Below are 16,737 nucleotides of genomic sequence, written 5' to 3' on the forward strand. Positions count from 1 at the left end.
GGTTAAGAACCGCTATGGAAAATCCATACAAGGCTATCAAAGGTCGCGCATTATACTAACTTGATATGCATTGCTCAAGACCCGAACAGATCCTTTTTACAGGTTTTCGTGATCTTTTTTTAGACAGCAGGTTTTTTCTAGCAGTCCAAGCTGAATTCAGTTAAAAATTTAGTGGCGAGGATGATAGCAGATTTTTAGCAACTAACAACCTAAAAAACGCACAGTTATATCCAACCTCTTTCGGCAAAAGAGACGCTTTCCCCATCTCCGATAACGAAATGGTCCAAAATCCGAATATCCACCAGTGCTAATGCATCAACTAAACGCCGCGTAATCCTTCTGTCTGCTTGGCTCGGCTCCGCTACACCAGATGGATGGTTGTGTGCCAGAATTAACGCAGCGGCATTATGGTGCAAGGCGCGTTTGACCACTTCTCTTGGATAAACTGACGCCGCATCGAGTGTGCCTTCAAATAAAATCTCATCTTTTATCACTCGATGCTGGTTATCTAAGAAAAGAATGTAAAAAGCCTCTCTTTGACGGTCTCTTAATATAGAGGAAAGGTAAAGTTTGGTTTGTTCTGGACTGGTTAACGCATCACCACGCTTTAATGTCTCAGCTAAATAGCGTTGTGTCATTTCCAAAACAGCTTGCAACTGCACATACTTGGCTTGCCCTAACCCTTTATGCTGGCAAAACTCTTTCTCTGAAGCCGAAAACAACTGGCGCAGTGATCCAAAGTCTTGAATAAGAAAGTCAGAAAGCTCTATTACGTTCATGCCTTGCGTGCCTGTACGTAGGAAAATTGCAAGTAACTCCGCATCCGATAGCGCTTGCGGACCGCGTTGCAGCAATTTTTCTCTTGGCATGGACTCGTTAGGCAAGGTTTTCAGTGTCATTAGTCGGCTCGATTGATGAGTGAGCACCTATTGCACAAAATAAAAAGCGAAAGTCGAACCTGACTTTCGCTTTTTTCGTTAGCCACTGCTTTTCTATGTAATCAAGCGATCCATCAAAGCTTGAAATTTCCAACCAGATCGTGAATTTCAGATCCTGACTGTGACAACTGAGTACTGATGCCTTCCGCATGCTGAAGTGTGTCATTAATACGATTCACGATTTGCTGAATCGCCACTAGATTCTGGTTGATGTCTTCAGCAACAGCACTTTGCTCTTCAGCCGCAGAAGCGGTTTGAATGCCCATATCTCGAATTGTTCCGATAGAATGGTGCACGCCGGACAGCGATTGCTGAATCATTGACGACTCTTCAACGGTCTTCGCGCCGCGCTCTTGGCTAGCCGACATAGTGGTCACCGCTCTCGAAACACCAGTTTGTAGTTGCTTGAGCATATCGCCAATTTCATGGGTGCTGTTTTGCGTTCGACTGGCTAACGAGCGAACCTCATCAGCCACCACAGCAAAACCTCGACCTTGCTCGCCAGCACGTGCAGCTTCAATCGCAGCATTCAATGCGAGTAAGTTGGTCTGCTCGGCAATTTCACCAATAACATCGAGCACCTTAGTAATCTGCTCAGTTTGTTGGCTCAGTTCTGCAATCGCATCAGAAGTACTGTTCACTTCATCGACCAGCTTGCTAATGCCATCAATCGCTTGATCGACTTCGCGCTGCGCCTCGGTCACTTGTTCGTTCGCATCGTCAATCGCCTGAGCAGTAGCATTGGTATTACTTGCGACCTCTTTTGCCGTCATGCTCATTTGTGTTACTGCTGTTACCACCTTATCAGTTTCGAGGCAGTGGTTTTGCATTTGAGCACTGGCTTGAGACGTTTGCTGATCCAATTGTCCAGAGACGCTTTGTACTGTATTGGCAGAGCGCTGAATGTCCTGCATTAGCGGATGAAGCTTATCCATAAACTCATTAAATGCCGATGCCACCTCACCGACTTCATCTTTACTTTCAATTTTTAGACGAGCCGTCAAGTCGCCGCCACCGGCAGCCACGTCTTGTAAAGAAGCGGCAATGTGTTGCAACGGAAGAATACCTTTGGAGACGATGATGCTGGTAAGTACACTAGTAATAATAAGCCCGATAACCGAGATTGTTACCGCTGAGATCGTATGTTCATTCAACTCTTGTGTACGCAGTTCACGCTGCATTGCCACTTGCTGATCAATATCATCAATATAGATGCCCGTACCAAGCACCCAGTCCCACTTAGACAAGTATTCGGCATAACCTAATTTTGGAGCTTGCGCATCAATAGTTGGTTTATGCCAAGAGAAATAAAGGAAACCATCTCCGTTCTTAGATGCATCAATCAGTCCGCCAATCACTGCTACGCCATTTTCATCTTTCAAGCCGATAAGGTTTTTACCTTCTAGGGATGGCTTAATCGCATGCAGCGTGTTGACCCCTTTCGAATCATAAGCAAAGAAATAACCGTCGCTTTCAAAACGCATCGCTTTGAGAATTTCTTTTGCCGCTTCTTTGTTATTGCCGTTTACGTCCGTATCGTAAAGCGGCTTTATCGCTGTAACACCCATCATCATGTAGGCTTGCAGCTCTTTTTTACGTGTATCAATCAGCTCTTGTCTATCTCGAGCTAATTCCGCTTCTAAGCTATTACTACCATTGATGTAATACACCACCGAGATCAATGTGGTGATCAACAACAAAGGGATCAGAGTCACCAGCAGCAATTTACTTCGACTTTTCAACACCATCTTATTCCACTACCTCATTATTGTTATTTTTCCCTTTCTATCTTGCAGAGCAGACAGAGATTGTCTGTGAAGTAAGCAAAAGTTTTATATAAGGCTCAGCAATTAATATTCGGTAGTTTGATATGGATTAGCTTCTGATCAGATTTGCGTGGGCGGTGAGAGATTCAGTTGTGCTAAACTCGTCGCCAGAAAAATTGGAGATCTCACATGCAAACACTAGCAGGAAAGAAAATTCTACTCGGCATCAGTGGCGGTATTGCCGCGTATAAATGTGCGGAGCTAACCCGTCGCCTAATAGAAAGAGGCGCACAAGTTCAAGTAGTGATGACCAAAGCGGCGAAGGAGTTCATTACTCCCTTAACCATGCAGGCAGTCTCTGGGCGTCCGGTGTCGGACAGCTTGTTAGACCCTGCGGCAGAAGCATCAATGGGTCACATTGAACTGGCAAAATGGGCAGATTTGGTTCTTCTTGCACCTGCAACTGCAGATTTGATTGCACGTATGTCGGCAGGCATGGGCAATGATTTGCTCACCACGTTAGTACTTGCGACAGATTCTCCTATCGCTGTTTCACCAGCAATGAATCAGCAGATGTACCGTAACGTCGCAACCCAAGAAAATATCGCAACACTGGCACGCCGTGGTATGCATATCTGGGGACCTGCGGCAGGTGAACAAGCATGTGGTGACATTGGTCCTGGTCGTATGCTAGAGCCAATGCAACTTGTCGGTTTGTGTGAACAGTTCTTCCAACCAAAACTGTTAGCAGGAAAATCAGTATTGATCACCGCGGGTCCGACTCGCGAAGCGATTGACCCAGTGCGATACATCTCTAACCACAGCTCAGGAAAAATGGGCTTTGCATTAGCGAATGCCGCAGCACAGTTGGGAGCCAAAGTAACGCTTATCAGCGGACCTGTCAGCTTGAATACGCCAGCAGGTGTTGAGCGTATCAACGTTGCGAGTGCTCAAGAGATGCATGCTGCTGTGACAACTCACGCGCCTAACCACGATGCTTTCATTAGCTGTGCGGCAGTGGCGGATTACCGCCCAGAAAATGTAGCGTCTCAAAAGTTAAAAAAGACTGAAAACAACGACCAGATGACCATCAATATGGTGAAAAACCCTGATATCGTAGCGACCGTTGCCAATATGACTGAGCAACGTCCATTCACGGTTGGCTTCGCAGCCGAAACCAACGATGTCGCTACTTACGCTCGTGGCAAACTGGTGAAGAAGAACCTCGACATGATTTGTGCGAACGATGTATCAGTTGAAGGTCAAGGCTTTAACAGTAACGACAACGCCATCACCCTGTTCTGGTCGCAAGGCGAACTGGCGTTAGCATTGGAATCAAAAGAAGCATTGAGCTTCAAAATCTTAGAAAAGATGCATGATTTAATGCAATAACCCTTTCGTTTTCATCGAAAACTGGCACAAATTTGGTACAAACATGACAACTGAGGGTGTTAAAGCTCCCATTACACCCTCGCTAGTCTAGTTTGATGCCAAATAGCGTCTTATAATCCCCTCCGCTCAACTTTGTATTTTGAAAGGAAGTAACTAATGGCCGGCAGTAAAAAATCCAATCGTCGTGAAGAAATCTTGCAAGCTCTCGCACAGATGCTTGAATCTACAGAAGGCGCTTCACGCATTACTACGGCAAAATTGGCTAAGCAAGTCGGTGTTTCAGAAGCGGCACTTTACCGTCACTTCCCAAGTAAAGCTCGCATGTTTGAAGGCTTGATTGAGTTCATTGAAGAAGCACTCATGACACGTATCAACCGTATTTTGGATGATGAGAAAGACACGCTAGAACGCATTCGCTTGGTTATGCATCTTATCTTGGCATTCTCAGAACGTAACCCAGGTTTGACACGCATTCTTTCTGGTCATGCTCTAATGTTTGAAAATGAGCGCCTACGCGATCGCATCAACCAGTTGTTTGAGCGCATCGAAACGCAACTTCGTCAAATCCTGCGTGAACGTAAGATCCGTGAAGGTAAATCTTTCCCCGTTGAAGAGCGCATTTTAGCCGCTCAGATCCTAGGGCAAGTTGAAGGTAGCTTGAACCGCTTTGTTCGCAGTGACTTCAAATACCAACCAACGGCAAACTTTGACGAGTACTGGGCACTTCTTAGCGCACAAATTAAGTAGAGATTATGAGTAAAGACAAATTCACTAAGCCGGAGTTTTCTCTTTCCCTTCTCCACCCTCGCAACTGGGGCGTTTGGCTCGGCTTTGGCTTTTTGGCTATCGTAGTTAATATTCTTCCATACCGCATGCTACTATCGTTAGGTCGTACGCTTGGCCACATCGGCATGCGCTATGGTAAAAAGCGTGTGCATGTTGCAACGCGTAACCTAGAGTTGGCATTTCCAGATAAGCCAGCAGAAGAGATTCAACATATTGTTGAAGAGAACTTCAAAAACACCGGTATGGCGTTAATTGAAACGGGCATCACTTGGTTTTGGCCAACGTGGCGTTTCAAAACGCTGATCATTGAGAAAGACCTAGTCGCACTTCGTGAGAAAGCCGCAGAAGGCAAAGGTGTCCTACTGTGCTGTGTTCATGCTCTTAACCTTGAGATCACAGCACGCGCTTTTGCGGTTCTTGGCGTGGCTGGGTACGGTGCGTTCCGTCCACATGACAACCCTGCGTACAACTTCATCCAGTATTGGGGGCGCACACATAACGGCAACAAACTGATTGACCGTAAAGACGTTAAACAAATGATTCGCGTTCTACGCAGCGGTGAGCGCTTGTTCTACCTGCCAGACCACGATTACGGTCGCAACAAATCTGTATTTGTGCCGTTCTTTGCGGTCGAAGATGCATGCACCACAACTGGCACTAGTATTTTGGCTTACACATCTAAGTGCTCGATTATTCCGGGTTCTGGTTTCCGCAATAAAGATGGCAAGTATGAAATCATTGCTGATAAGTGCATTGAAGCCGACTATCCGAAAAAGGATGAAGTCGCAGCAGCGGCTTATATGAACACCTTTGTAGAAGAAGTGATTCTGCGCGCACCAGAGCAATGGATGTGGCTACATAAACGCTATAAAACAATGCCTGACGAAAGCACGCCGAAGGGCATTCGCTACAAATAGGCGACGTCGACAGATTAAAAAGGGGCTGATGGATAACCACCAGCCCCTTTTTCTTTCTGGTAATACCAGACTCCCAATTCATCGTTCTTCCTCTTGAAAATGACGATGACCAATCTCATTAACGTCATTTCCTACAGTGAGGAGCAAACGCGATAGGAAATCTCGCTTTCCAAATTCAGAATTAAATGCCGTATTCTGCGCGGTACGCTTTGACTGCTTCTAGATGCTCTTTGTCTGTACCTTTCTCTTCAAGGAAAGTCACAAGGTCAGTCAGGCTAACGATTGAGATGATTGCACAACCAAAGTCACGCTCTACTTCTTGAATCGCAGACAACTCACCTTTGCCTTTTTCTTGGCGGTCAATCGCAACCAACACACCAGCAAGGTCAGCGCCATTTGCTTGAATGATTTCCATCGATTCACGAATCGCAGTACCTGCTGTGATTACGTCATCCACTAGCATAATACGACCTTCAAGCGCAGAGCCTACAAGGTTACCGCCTTCGCCGTGGTCTTTCGCTTCTTTACGGTTGAAGCAGTAAGGCGTGTCGATATCGTGGTGATCCGCTAGCGCTACTGCTGTTGTCGTCGCGATTGGAATACCTTTGTACGCTGGACCAAACAGCACATCAAACTCAATGCCTGAATCTGCAAGCGCTGCGGCATAAAAACGACCAAGACGCGCTAGGTCACGACCAGTATTGAAAAGACCAGCGTTAAAGAAGTACGGGCTTTTACGGCCAGATTTCAAAGTAAACTCACCAAACTTAAGAACTTCTTTCTCAAGTGCAAACTCAATAAATTCACGCTGGTATGCTTTCATTATTTTCTCTCTAAATACAGGCTTGGTATCCATATTCCCAAGCAGTTAATAAACACTAATGCGTTATCTCCTAAGTAGATGGATTTACAGCTAGGCAGCAAGTTTTTCTATCCCTATGAGCATAGTCTTCTATGTAATTAGGGTAGAAAAGCGCAGCGAACAACGCTGTAGATTCATATACGACGGAGATAAAAAAATAGCCCCCATAATGGGAGCTATTAAAATCAATTGGCTAACGCCGCCTTCTGCGCTGCGACAATTTCCGTAATGCCGACTTTCGCCGACTCTAACAGAGCCATCAGTTGCTCATGACTGAACGGTTCACCTTCTGCGGTGCCCTGAATTTCAATCATCTTGCCTTCTTCTGTCATCACAACGTTCATGTCTGTGTCTGCCGCTGAATCTTCAACGTACTCAAGGTCACACAGAACATCATCGCCTAGCAAACCAACTGAAACTGCCGCTACGTGACCTTTCATTGGGTTTGCTTTTAGCTTGCCGCTATCCACTAGGTGTTGAAATGCGTCTGCCATTGCAACGCTTGCGCCGCTGATAGATGCAGTGCGAGTACCGCCGTCTGCTTGGATAACATCACAGTCAACCGTGATCATAAACTCACCCATCGCTTGTAGATCAACCACAGCGCGCAGGCTACGTGCGATCAAGCGTTGGATTTCCATCGTACGACCACCTTGCTTACCGTTTGCCGCTTCACGACGAGTACGCGAGTGAGTTGCACGAGGTAGCATGCCGTATTCAGCCGTTACCCAGCCTTTACCTTGACCTTTTAGCCAACGAGGCACAGATTCTTCAACGGTCGCATTACACAACACTTTGGTGTTACCAAATTCAACTAACACTGAGCCTTCAGCGTAAGCTGTGTAGTTACGAGTAATTTTGATTGGGCGAACTTGGTCCGCCTTGCGATCGTTTGGACGCATGGGCATCTACCTTAAGTAATGAGGAGAAGACGATTTGGTTGGGCGCAGATTATAACGGAATCGATTAAATAAAGCTATCTGGACAATCTCGACTCAGAATAGCAAAGCCACTGCCATCTGGCTGTGCTACTATTGCGGGGTAATTTTCAGCAAATTAGAAGACAGGAAAATTCAATGATTTACAGTATGACAGCGTACGCGCGTAAAGAAGTGAAAGGCGATTGGGGTAGCGCAGTGTGGGAAATCCGCAGTGTAAACCAACGCTACCTAGAAACTTATTTCCGTATGCCTGAGCAGTTCCGTGCTCTTGAGCCAGTACTGCGTGAGCGTTTTCGTAAGCGCCTAGCACGCGGCAAAGTAGAATGTAGCCTGCGTTTTGAAGCTAACCCAGCAGCAAAAGCTGAACTAAGCATCAATGAAGCACTGGCAAACCAAGTGATCAAAGCCGCTGAGCAAGTGATGCACATGACTGGTGAGCTAAGCCGCATTAACCCATTCCAAGTAATGCAATGGCCAGGTGTGATGGAAACACCAGAGCAAAACATGGATGAGGTAAACAAAGAACTGCTTGCTGCTTTTGACGAAGCAATCAACGAGTTCATCGACGCGCGTGGTCGTGAAGGCGACAACATGAAAGCGCTTATCGAGCAACGCCTAGAAGCAATCACTACAGAAGTTGTAAAAGTTCGTGCACGCATGCCAGAAATTCTTGAGTGGCAACGTGAGCGTCTGTTCTCGAAGTTTGAAGATGCAAAAGTAGAGCTAGACCCATCTCGCGTTGAACAAGAACTTATCCTTCTGGCACAAAAATCAGACGTAGCTGAAGAGCTAGACCGTCTTGACTCTCACGTGAAAGAGACCACAAACATCTTGAAAAAAGGTGGCGCAGTCGGTCGTCGTCTAGACTTCATGATGCAAGAGTTCAACCGTGAATCGAACACACTAGCGTCAAAATCTATCAGCACAGACATCACCGCATCAGGTGTTGAACTGAAAGTTCTGATTGAGCAAATGCGCGAACAGATCCAGAACATCGAGTAATAAAAGACCTTGATGAGATATCAAAAAGCCTCGCACTGCGGGGCTTTTTATTTGCTGATGCTGAACTTGCTTCCTATTTATAAAACCAATAGGCTTGTGTGGTTACTTCTAAACCATTGAATCGCTATGACTCGCTCGCATTGCTTCATCCTGCAACATGACTCCCCTATTTCTTTCTATCCTGATAAAAATCAGTTGATGATTGATAGTGAGGAGATTCATTTAGAACCATTGCAAGCAAAACTGCTGAGCTACTTTATCGAGAACCGTGGGAAAGTACTGAGTACCCAGCAAATAGCCGCCGATGTCTGGCAAAGAACGCAGGTTTCCGACAACTTGGTGAGACAAGTGATCAGTCTACTGCGCAGTCAGCTTCAGGACAAAACGCGTCCATATCGCATCATTCAAACCATTCCTAAGCAAGGTTACTTATTTGATATCGAAGTGACTGAGCCAAGCATAACGCCCACTCCAATCACTGAAGAAGCCGTTTTACTTACTCGTACCACTAAGCCTAAAAACAAGCGCTTAGTTTTAGCTGTAGCGACAATCCTGACTGTTGGAATTATTGCGGCTTGGGCAGTGCAAAATGGTGATACCATTGATGACACCACGGTGATCACAGCACAACAAAGCGACGTAGTGCCCGTTTATATTCATGATATTACGCTTGATTCCGCCAGCAACTTTGAAATGGCAGAAAGCGTATATAACTATCTCTTCTATGGGTTAAATTCAGCCAAAAACCTATCTGGTTATCACTATTCTCAGTTATCCCAACAAAGTAAGCAGTCTCTTGCCAACCACGGTGTTGAGCTCAAAAGCTGGATTAAGAAAGTAGATAGCAATTATGTGCTTAGCGTCTTGGTGCAAAACAACCATCAACCCAACCAGAGCCAAAAGGTAGAGAAGACGTTTAACCAAGATAACTTCTTCGATGCTATCGGCGATGTAATTTTAGAAATCAAAGCCATCATTGCACCAATGAGCCCCGATTACGAAGTGGCTAGCCATCGCGTGACTTCCATCAGTAACTATGACGATTGGAAAGTGATCTCTGAAGGGATTTCTCTTTTCTATCAAGGTAAAGGTGGTCCTGCTTTTTCGGATATTGCTCAGCAGCTTAATGCGATTCAACAACAAGGGCGAGACAGCTATTTGGTCAGCGCTTTGTTGTCTTACTCTGAATCTTTAGCTTACTTACGCGAGCACAAACAAGAAGATCGCGAACAGGCGCTTCACTCAGCTAAGCAGGCGTTCGAACTGAACCCACGCTGTGATATTGCCAACCTCACTTTGGGGCTTGCTTTACTTATCAACCAGCACCCGAATCAAGCCTTCCCCTACTTGTTTTATGCAGCAGAAAGCACGCCAAGCCCAATCAGTTTTTACTTACTCAGCGTGGCTGACAAACTCGCAGATAACCCGAAAGGCTCGCAATACAATTACCAACGCTATACTGAGATGAAAAAAGAGCATAACGGCCAACTGTTTGATCTTATTGAATCTTCACAAAAAGCAAACCTATTCCAAACAGCAGAATAGCCTCAAATAAGCCAGAACGAAAAACCGCTGCTCTCGCCTATTGTAAAGTCAGCCTCCTCAATGCTGATGGGTATTCTGGATGTTTGATTTTTGTTTGGAGTTCAACTCGCTTGCCTTGCATCAAGCGTAAAAAACGCACCTTCCACATACTTGTAAACCAAATCATTCATTTCTTGGGATACACACATGTTGAAGAAGTTTGCTTTTCAGATCATTCCAATCCAGATCTTTCTGTTCGTCTTTTGGTTCAAAAATGGCTTTATCGATAAAGTGATGGGCGTGCTACTTGGTATCATCACGCCTGACACCGCCTATGCAGGTGATACTTGGGCTGGCTGGAAAGGTTATATCGTTGGAACGTGGGATAAGAGCCAAGTCGGTCATGCACTGCTGAGCCCAACGTTTGACTTTATGTTCCCGATTCTCATTGCTTTGCAGTGCTTACCGTTTTTATTGGTGATTCGCTCGGTGCTGGCAGGCGAGTTTATGGCTGGTAAAGAACGTCCGTGGCTACTCTATGCGGCTTTTGCATCTCTGTTCGTAACGGGTTGTATGGCTTTCACCCAAACCATTACAGGTGCAAGTGATGGGCAATATCTATGGCAATTTATTGGCTTTAGCATGGTTGCCATCATGTATCTGCGTAACGAACAAGGTAAATAGCATTACGCCAAAAGCCCCAACTAAATGGGGCTTTTTCATAATGTTTAGCCTATGTTAGGCATTGATATTCTTCATACAATGTTCACATAGCACAGGCTTTTTCTCAGCAGGTTTTAGGCGAAAACGCTGCCAGAAATCAGGCTCGGCTTTACTCACAAAAATACCTCCGAGCAATGGCAGCAGCAGAGCAACGGAAACTAATGACAAACTGTTACCTGCAATCCATGTTGAAAGGCTAAGCGCTATCAACGGGAAGAACAGGAAACAAATCGAGGCGGTAAACGGCGTCGACACTTGTCCAAGCTTAAAGTACGCCACGATGCCACCGACGCTAGCAAACATACCGAGATAAATCACAGCAGTAATCGAATCCATCGAGAACTGAGAAAGATCCGGCTGTTCGACAATCAGTGAGGTGATAAAGAGCAACGCTGAGGCAACAAAGCTTGGAAAGGCGTTGTAAGTCAGCACTGGAATACCTTTACAGAACTTTTCAACAAACACATACATCACCGCATGAATCGAGACCGCGCCGCCTAAAGCGAGAAAGCCCAGTATGTAATCCTCGCCACCTAAACTCATCTCTTTAGCCAGAATCAAAACTAAGCTCAGAACCGCCACCAAAAGACCAGCAATCTGAGATTTACGTAACCTAAGCCCAAGGAACAAGCTCGATGTCACCATGACTGCGATTGGCATATTGGCGAAAATGATCGAAGCAAGACCTGATGAAATATACTGTTCGCCAAAAATCATCAAGGTAAATGGAATCGCGAAATAGAAAATCGCGACCACAAACATCCAGAATACTTTTCCCTTAGGAAAGAACAGGGGTTGATTGAGGTGTTTCGCCAACATGATTAATAGCGGCGCAGCGATCAGGAAGCGCAGACCGGTGGCAAAGATGGGCGGAATAGTTTGCACTGCCACTTCCATCGCAAACCACGTGGTGCCCCAAATCAAGCACACAGACACAAACAAGATAATTGGTAGATGCTTATGCGTCATGGCGACCTCCCGCTTGTCGGTTGATAACAAGGCTTGGTCGGCACGCAGCAAGGTGCTCAGTACGAGCAATTAGATTGGTTTTCATTTTTCATTCCCATCACAGGATGGTGCAAATAGAAAGCTATTTACACGCGTAACAAATTCGCACGGCATTACGTGCAGTAAAATTGTTGGCAGCGAAATGCTGCGAGATAGGAATTAAGCTATCGGAGGACGATAGTGAGAGTGCATGTCTGCACTGGTATAGAGCGCGATTTTGCTTATCGCCAGTTCATCTCTGTAAGGTGTTTCATAAGATCTTGGCTGAGTTTCAACAACAGCCGTACCCGATGCGTGACCATGAGAACAACACTGCTTTTCAAAACATGTTCCGCCCGGTTCACAGCAACCTGACTCGTTCTTTTCTACCGAGCTAAAGGTCAAATCACAGTAGCTAATATGCAGAGAATCAGCCATCGCCATGTGATTCGCCGTTGATGGTATTTCTGCACGAGCGATACCGCTTGAAAGCACAAAAGCAATCAAGACACTCAGCAGAAAGTAAATTGTCGATGTGCTTTTCGCTAGCATCACAATATCTCATCAAACAGGCAGAAAAAAGAAAAGGTTAGTGTGAAGATACTCATCAATAGAGCAAGAAACAAGATGGCTTGAGATGACTTTACACTTTTTTACCCCCAAGCCATTTGGATGTGATTTCCCTTCACGCAAAAATAAAGCCTCGCACTGAGCGAGGCTTAACATCATTCGTCTTTTTCGGCGGTTTGATTATCTATATACGGCCAATAATGGTGACCAACTCGAATAACCAAGGTTGCCGCAGCCAGAATAAACGCAGCTAAAGAGAGCCATACTATCATCACGGAATCGAGCTCTTTCATACCAAGCGTGATGTAGCGAGCAATGGCCATCATGGCAATATAAATTGGGTAACGAACTGGTATCTTACCATTCATCACAAACTGCCCGACCATGGCGAGCACTTCCAAATAAATAAACATCAATAAGATGTCATCAAGCGATACACGCTTTTGTACATAAATGTGGATAAACTCTTCCACCATCGCCCACACAGTTGCCAAAGTAATGGCGACCAGAAGCACGGCTTCAAGCACATGAAAGATTTTCAGAAATGGACGACTGAATGATTTAGGTAAATGCGACGGCATAGCCAACTATCCAAACAAATCAAAGGAATAAGTTTGCAGTGTAGCACGCTCTTTTCAAGAAGCTGAAGAGCGCCCTCTCTCAGCGAGAAAAAACGCACATAATAAAAACGCTCCAACCAAGTGGAGCGTTTTTCGATGATGATTTTACTCAGCGGATGGCGTTACGCCACTTGCTGCTTTTTTTCTGCTAAACGCTTTTTCTTGCGATATTTCGGGTGTGTAATCGGAATCGCGGACAAGAGTTTCTTGGTGTAATCATTTTGAGGGTTTGCGTAGATTTCCTTCGCCTTACCTGCTTCCACTACTTTACCAAAATACATCACCGCCACTTTATCAGACACATGTTTCACCACAGACAAATCATGAGAGATAAAGATGATTGCAAGGTTCATTTCTTGCTGAAGTTGCAGTAACAAGTTCAAGATCTGCGCCTGAACAGACACATCTAATGCAGAGACCGACTCATCACAGATTAGCAATTTAGGTTTTAGCGCAATGGCACGAGCAATACCGATACGCTGACGTTGACCGCCAGAAAATTCGTGTGGATAACGGTTTACAGCGGTTTCAGGTAAACCGACTTTTACAAGCAACTCCTTCACCCACTGTTTTCGCTCTGCAGATGTACCAATCTTATGAATCACATACGGCTCTTCGAGAATCATACCAATCGTATGACGTTGATTGAGTGACTCCATTGGGTCCTGAAAGACAATCTGCATGTCCTTACGTAACGAACGCATTTCTTTGACGGAAAACTTGGTAATGTCTTTACCTTCAAAGAAAATCTTACCTTCTGTCGGTTCGTACAGCTTTAGGATCGTACGGCCTAGTGTGCTTTTTCCACAACCAGACTCACCGACGAGCCCAAGGGTCTCGCCCTGACCTACTGACAACGACACACCATCAACAGCTTTAATGGTATATCCCTTCTTAAACAGTCCTTTACCAGATACAAAGTGCTGCTTAAGATTTTCAATTCTTAATACTTCTTTTGCCATAACATCCTCTTTTATGACTTGTTCACTTTGCACCAGTTAGCTAGCAAACATACTGGCATCAATCGGTTTAATGTCGATCATCTGCTTAGGTTCATTATCTAAACTTGGCATCAAGCCCATCAAACGCTCTGTGTACGGGTGTTGCGGGTTGTCAAACAGTTCGAAAATTTCAGCTTTTTCGACAATACGACCGCCATACATGACTGCCACGTCATCGCACACTTCCGCAACAACACCAAGGTCATGAGTAATGAAGATCATCGCCATACCCGTTTCTTCTTGAAGTTCATTCATTAGTTCAAGAATAGACGCCTGTACCGTTACATCCAATGCCGTAGTTGGCTCATCACAGATAAGAATGTCTGGTTTACACGCCAACGCCATCGCAATCATCACACGCTGACGCATACCACCCGATAGATTATGCGGGTACTCATTCAAGCGTTTTTCCGGCATCGGAATTTTCACTTTCGCCAACATTTCTATCGCGTAAGCTTCACGCTCTTTCTTACCAAGTTCAGGTCGATGCAGCTCTAACACTTCACAAAGCTGACGACCGATTGAATGAACTGGATTCAACGCTGTCATTGGATCTTGAAAGATGATTGAGATGCGGTCACCACGCATGGCATACATCTCTTCTGCTGGTAAGGTAACTAAATTAGTACCACGGTAATCAATCTCACCATTGACGATATTGCCATAAGGTTTTGGCAACAGCCCCATGATAGACATGGAGGTAACACTCTTACCACTACCGGATTCACCTACTAGACCCAGCGTACGACCAGCGCGAACATCAAAATTCACACCATGCAGCACTTTTACCGGACCATCATCAGTAGTGAATTCAACCTCAAGGTCTTTAACACTCAGGATTACATCGTTTTCCATAACACATCCTTACAGCTTATACGTGTCATCAACGACAACAACAGGTTCAAAGGTTTTACCCGACTTCATCGCTTTCTGGGTTTCTTTCTTCACGTCTTTGTCGATCCAATACGTGCCATCACCGATAATTCCGCCACTAAACAACGCTTCTGTCATTCGATTCATTGGTTTCTCTGGCAATTTCAACCAACGCCAGTGTCCATAACGAACGTAAGGAACCATGTAGCCAGAAACAATCACGTGCGCATCAATAATGTCTCGCTGAATCTCATGACCTAGTTGGATCTTCTTATCCATGTCCATGTTAAAGCGATACGCAATGATCTTTTCATCTAACTCTGGCGTGCTGTAGTTAGTGAATGAGTTCGTTTGCGGTTTGTTGGCGTTCACGGAATGGAAGTATTCCCAGTAAGTTGGGATTTCCGAAGTACCCATATCAAAGAAAGCAAGTTCGTGTTTTTTCTCACGTACATACTTAAACATCGATGAACCATCAATCAGCTTCAGCTCAATGTCCAACCCTGCCAATTTTGCCTGTTCACGCAAGAAAGCAATACGCGGTGTATGAACTGGAGAGGAGTACGTCAATTCAAAGCTCAAACGCTGACCTTTATCATTCACGCGAATACCATCAGAACCAATCTTATCGAAGCCTGCAGCTTCAAACGCTACCGCCGCTTTTTCTGGTTCAAACTTGGGCGCTTTCACATCTGGTAAAGTGTACTTACCATGCCCAAAGCCTGTTGGGTTGGGTTTACGGCTGTAGTCTCCACGCATAACATTCTCAATCATGCCGTCGAAATCTGTCGCGTAAGTGATCCCTTTGCGAATGTTTAAATCATCAAGTAGAGGCATAGCAGTGTTTATCCACACGCCACCTGCACCAACGGGATATTGGTTGTAACCCCAGAACTTATCAATGTAACCCTTTTGGTAAGGGGCAGTATTGGATTTATCATGCCATAGACTTGGCAAAACCAACGCAAATGCGTCCAACTTACCTTTTTCAAAGTGCTTCATCGCAATATCACTATCGCGGATAACCGTGATACGAATTTTGTCGACGTTATAGCGATTCTCGTAGTACTTGTTGGTGTAACCCCACCAGTCCTCTCCTACATGCTTAAAGGTAACGCTTTTACCTTTTTTGATATCCGCTAAGTAATAAGCACTGGTCGTTGGTTCACTTTTAAAGTTGTAGTAGCGCACAAAATCATCATGAATGCCGTCACCGTTCGCGTCTTTCTTCGGATTCGCATAGAAATGAGCAGGACGAGGACGTAGCGCCCCCATTCTCAACAACAACTCTTCTGGGTTGAGCTCTTTCGCAGCCTTCACGGCGAAGGTGTGATCGTCAAATTTGATAACATCAGCTACCGTTTTGTTGTAATAGTCGTTGTACCAAGGCTCTAAAATGTCTTTCGAGCGGTAAAACTTAAGCATAAAAACAAAATCGTCTGCCGTGACTGGCTTGCCATCCGACCATTTAGCTTGTGGGTTCAGTTTGAAATAAACCGTTTTATTGTCACCCGCTAATGCCCACTCATTGGCTAGCTCTGGGATGAATTCAAGCGTATCTGGGTGGCGAACCACCAACCCTGGCGTTTCATCCAAGATGAAAGAGCGTAAGCCAGAGTTAGCATCAGGACCAACACTGCGTAGAGTCTGGGGAAAGCTCGACATATAAGTGCGGTAAGTCCCACCACGCTTTGCTTCAGGAGAGCCATATTGCGGCTCATCCCAGTTCGTTTGCCAGTTTAAGTCAGTCGGAAGCGTCGCTGACATCGCACCAAAACTTAGGGCGCTTAGCGTGGACGCTAAAATTATTTTTTTCATAAAACTTCCCTTTTTTA

Annotated in this window: 16 protein-coding genes; 6 read left to right on the plus strand and 10 right to left on the minus strand. The window is 45.3% G+C overall.

What is annotated here, in order from left to right:
• Positions 1 to 224 precede the first annotated feature (224 nt).
• Positions 225 to 899, minus strand: a complete 675-nt coding sequence (gene radC, locus OH463_RS08135; RefSeq protein ID WP_005449356.1) for a RadC family protein — start codon at positions 897 to 899, stop codon at positions 225 to 227.
• Between the two features lie 113 nt (positions 900 to 1,012).
• Positions 1,013 to 2,686 carry a methyl-accepting chemotaxis protein gene (locus OH463_RS08140; protein ID WP_029788917.1) on the minus strand — a complete coding sequence of 558 codons (1,674 nt, stop codon included), beginning with the start codon at positions 2,684 to 2,686 and terminating at the stop codon, positions 1,013 to 1,015.
• Between the two features lie 207 nt (positions 2,687 to 2,893).
• Between OH463_RS08140 and coaBC the strand changes: the two genes are divergently transcribed.
• From coaBC to OH463_RS08155, 3 genes are all read left to right on the plus strand, one after another.
• On the plus strand, positions 2,894 to 4,096 hold the full coding sequence (coaBC, locus tag OH463_RS08145; protein ID WP_005449360.1) for a bifunctional phosphopantothenoylcysteine decarboxylase/phosphopantothenate--cysteine ligase CoaBC: 1,203 nt from the start codon (positions 2,894 to 2,896) through the stop codon (positions 4,094 to 4,096).
• 156 nt (positions 4,097 to 4,252) lie between these two features.
• On the plus strand, positions 4,253 to 4,843 hold the full coding sequence (gene slmA / locus OH463_RS08150) for a nucleoid occlusion factor SlmA (protein ID WP_005449362.1): 591 nt from the start codon (positions 4,253 to 4,255) through the stop codon (positions 4,841 to 4,843).
• A 5-nt stretch (positions 4,844 to 4,848) separates the two neighbouring features.
• Entirely contained in the window at positions 4,849 to 5,799 is a 951-nt protein-coding gene (locus tag OH463_RS08155) for a Kdo(2)-lipid IV(A) acyltransferase (RefSeq protein WP_009701742.1), read from the plus strand.
• 181 nt (positions 5,800 to 5,980) lie between these two features.
• Here the strand turns inward: OH463_RS08155 and pyrE are convergent, their stop codons facing one another.
• Together pyrE and rph are read right to left on the minus strand one after the other, a co-directional pair.
• Positions 5,981 to 6,622 (minus strand): orotate phosphoribosyltransferase, encoded by a 642-nt coding sequence (gene pyrE, locus OH463_RS08160; RefSeq protein ID WP_005379384.1) that lies wholly within the window; start codon positions 6,620 to 6,622, stop codon positions 5,981 to 5,983.
• 224 nt (positions 6,623 to 6,846) lie between these two features.
• The gene (gene rph / locus OH463_RS08165) at positions 6,847 to 7,563 is read right to left on the minus strand and encodes a ribonuclease PH (RefSeq protein ID WP_005430192.1); all 717 of its coding nucleotides are present in this window, start codon (positions 7,561 to 7,563) and stop codon (positions 6,847 to 6,849) included.
• Between the two features lie 174 nt (positions 7,564 to 7,737).
• Here rph and OH463_RS08170 point away from each other — a divergent pair, with 174 nt between their 5' ends.
• From OH463_RS08170 to OH463_RS08180, 3 genes are all read left to right on the plus strand, one after another.
• Entirely contained in the window at positions 7,738 to 8,604 is an 867-nt protein-coding gene (locus OH463_RS08170; RefSeq protein WP_005449368.1) for a YicC/YloC family endoribonuclease, read from the plus strand.
• Between the two features lie 126 nt (positions 8,605 to 8,730).
• Entirely contained in the window at positions 8,731 to 10,149 is a 1,419-nt protein-coding gene (locus OH463_RS08175) for a winged helix-turn-helix domain-containing protein (RefSeq protein ID WP_269990968.1), read from the plus strand.
• A 186-nt stretch (positions 10,150 to 10,335) separates the two neighbouring features.
• Entirely contained in the window at positions 10,336 to 10,812 is a 477-nt protein-coding gene (locus tag OH463_RS08180; RefSeq protein ID WP_009698961.1) for a hypothetical protein, read from the plus strand.
• Positions 10,813 to 10,866: 54 nt separating this feature from the next.
• On the opposite strand, the gene OH463_RS08185 is transcribed toward OH463_RS08180, so the two are convergent.
• From OH463_RS08185 to OH463_RS08210, 6 genes are all read right to left on the minus strand, one after another.
• Positions 10,867 to 11,820 carry a DMT family transporter gene (locus OH463_RS08185; RefSeq protein ID WP_269990969.1) on the minus strand — a complete coding sequence of 318 codons (954 nt, stop codon included), beginning with the start codon at positions 11,818 to 11,820 and terminating at the stop codon, positions 10,867 to 10,869.
• A gap of 198 nt (positions 11,821 to 12,018) precedes the next feature.
• Entirely contained in the window at positions 12,019 to 12,390 is a 372-nt protein-coding gene (locus tag OH463_RS08190; protein WP_269990970.1) for a hypothetical protein, read from the minus strand.
• Positions 12,391 to 12,563: 173 nt separating this feature from the next.
• Complete coding sequence (locus tag OH463_RS08195) at positions 12,564 to 12,989, minus strand: phosphate-starvation-inducible protein PsiE (RefSeq protein WP_005449378.1); 426 nt, start codon at positions 12,987 to 12,989, stop codon at positions 12,564 to 12,566.
• A 161-nt stretch (positions 12,990 to 13,150) separates the two neighbouring features.
• A complete protein-coding gene (locus tag OH463_RS08200; RefSeq protein ID WP_005449380.1) occupies positions 13,151 to 13,990 on the minus strand; it encodes an ABC transporter ATP-binding protein in 840 nt (279 codons plus the stop codon).
• A 36-nt stretch (positions 13,991 to 14,026) separates the two neighbouring features.
• Entirely contained in the window at positions 14,027 to 14,884 is an 858-nt protein-coding gene (locus OH463_RS08205) for an ABC transporter ATP-binding protein (RefSeq protein ID WP_005449382.1), read from the minus strand.
• A gap of 9 nt (positions 14,885 to 14,893) precedes the next feature.
• Positions 14,894 to 16,720: an extracellular solute-binding protein gene (locus OH463_RS08210; RefSeq protein WP_269990971.1), complete on the minus strand. Its 1,827-nt coding sequence runs from the start codon at positions 16,718 to 16,720 to the stop codon at positions 14,894 to 14,896.
• Positions 16,721 to 16,737: the final 17 nt, after the last annotated feature.

Origin of the sequence: Vibrio sp. NFR, from assembly GCF_027587095.1 — a bacterium.
GTDB lineage: Bacteria > Pseudomonadota > Gammaproteobacteria > Enterobacterales > Vibrionaceae > Vibrio > Vibrio harveyi.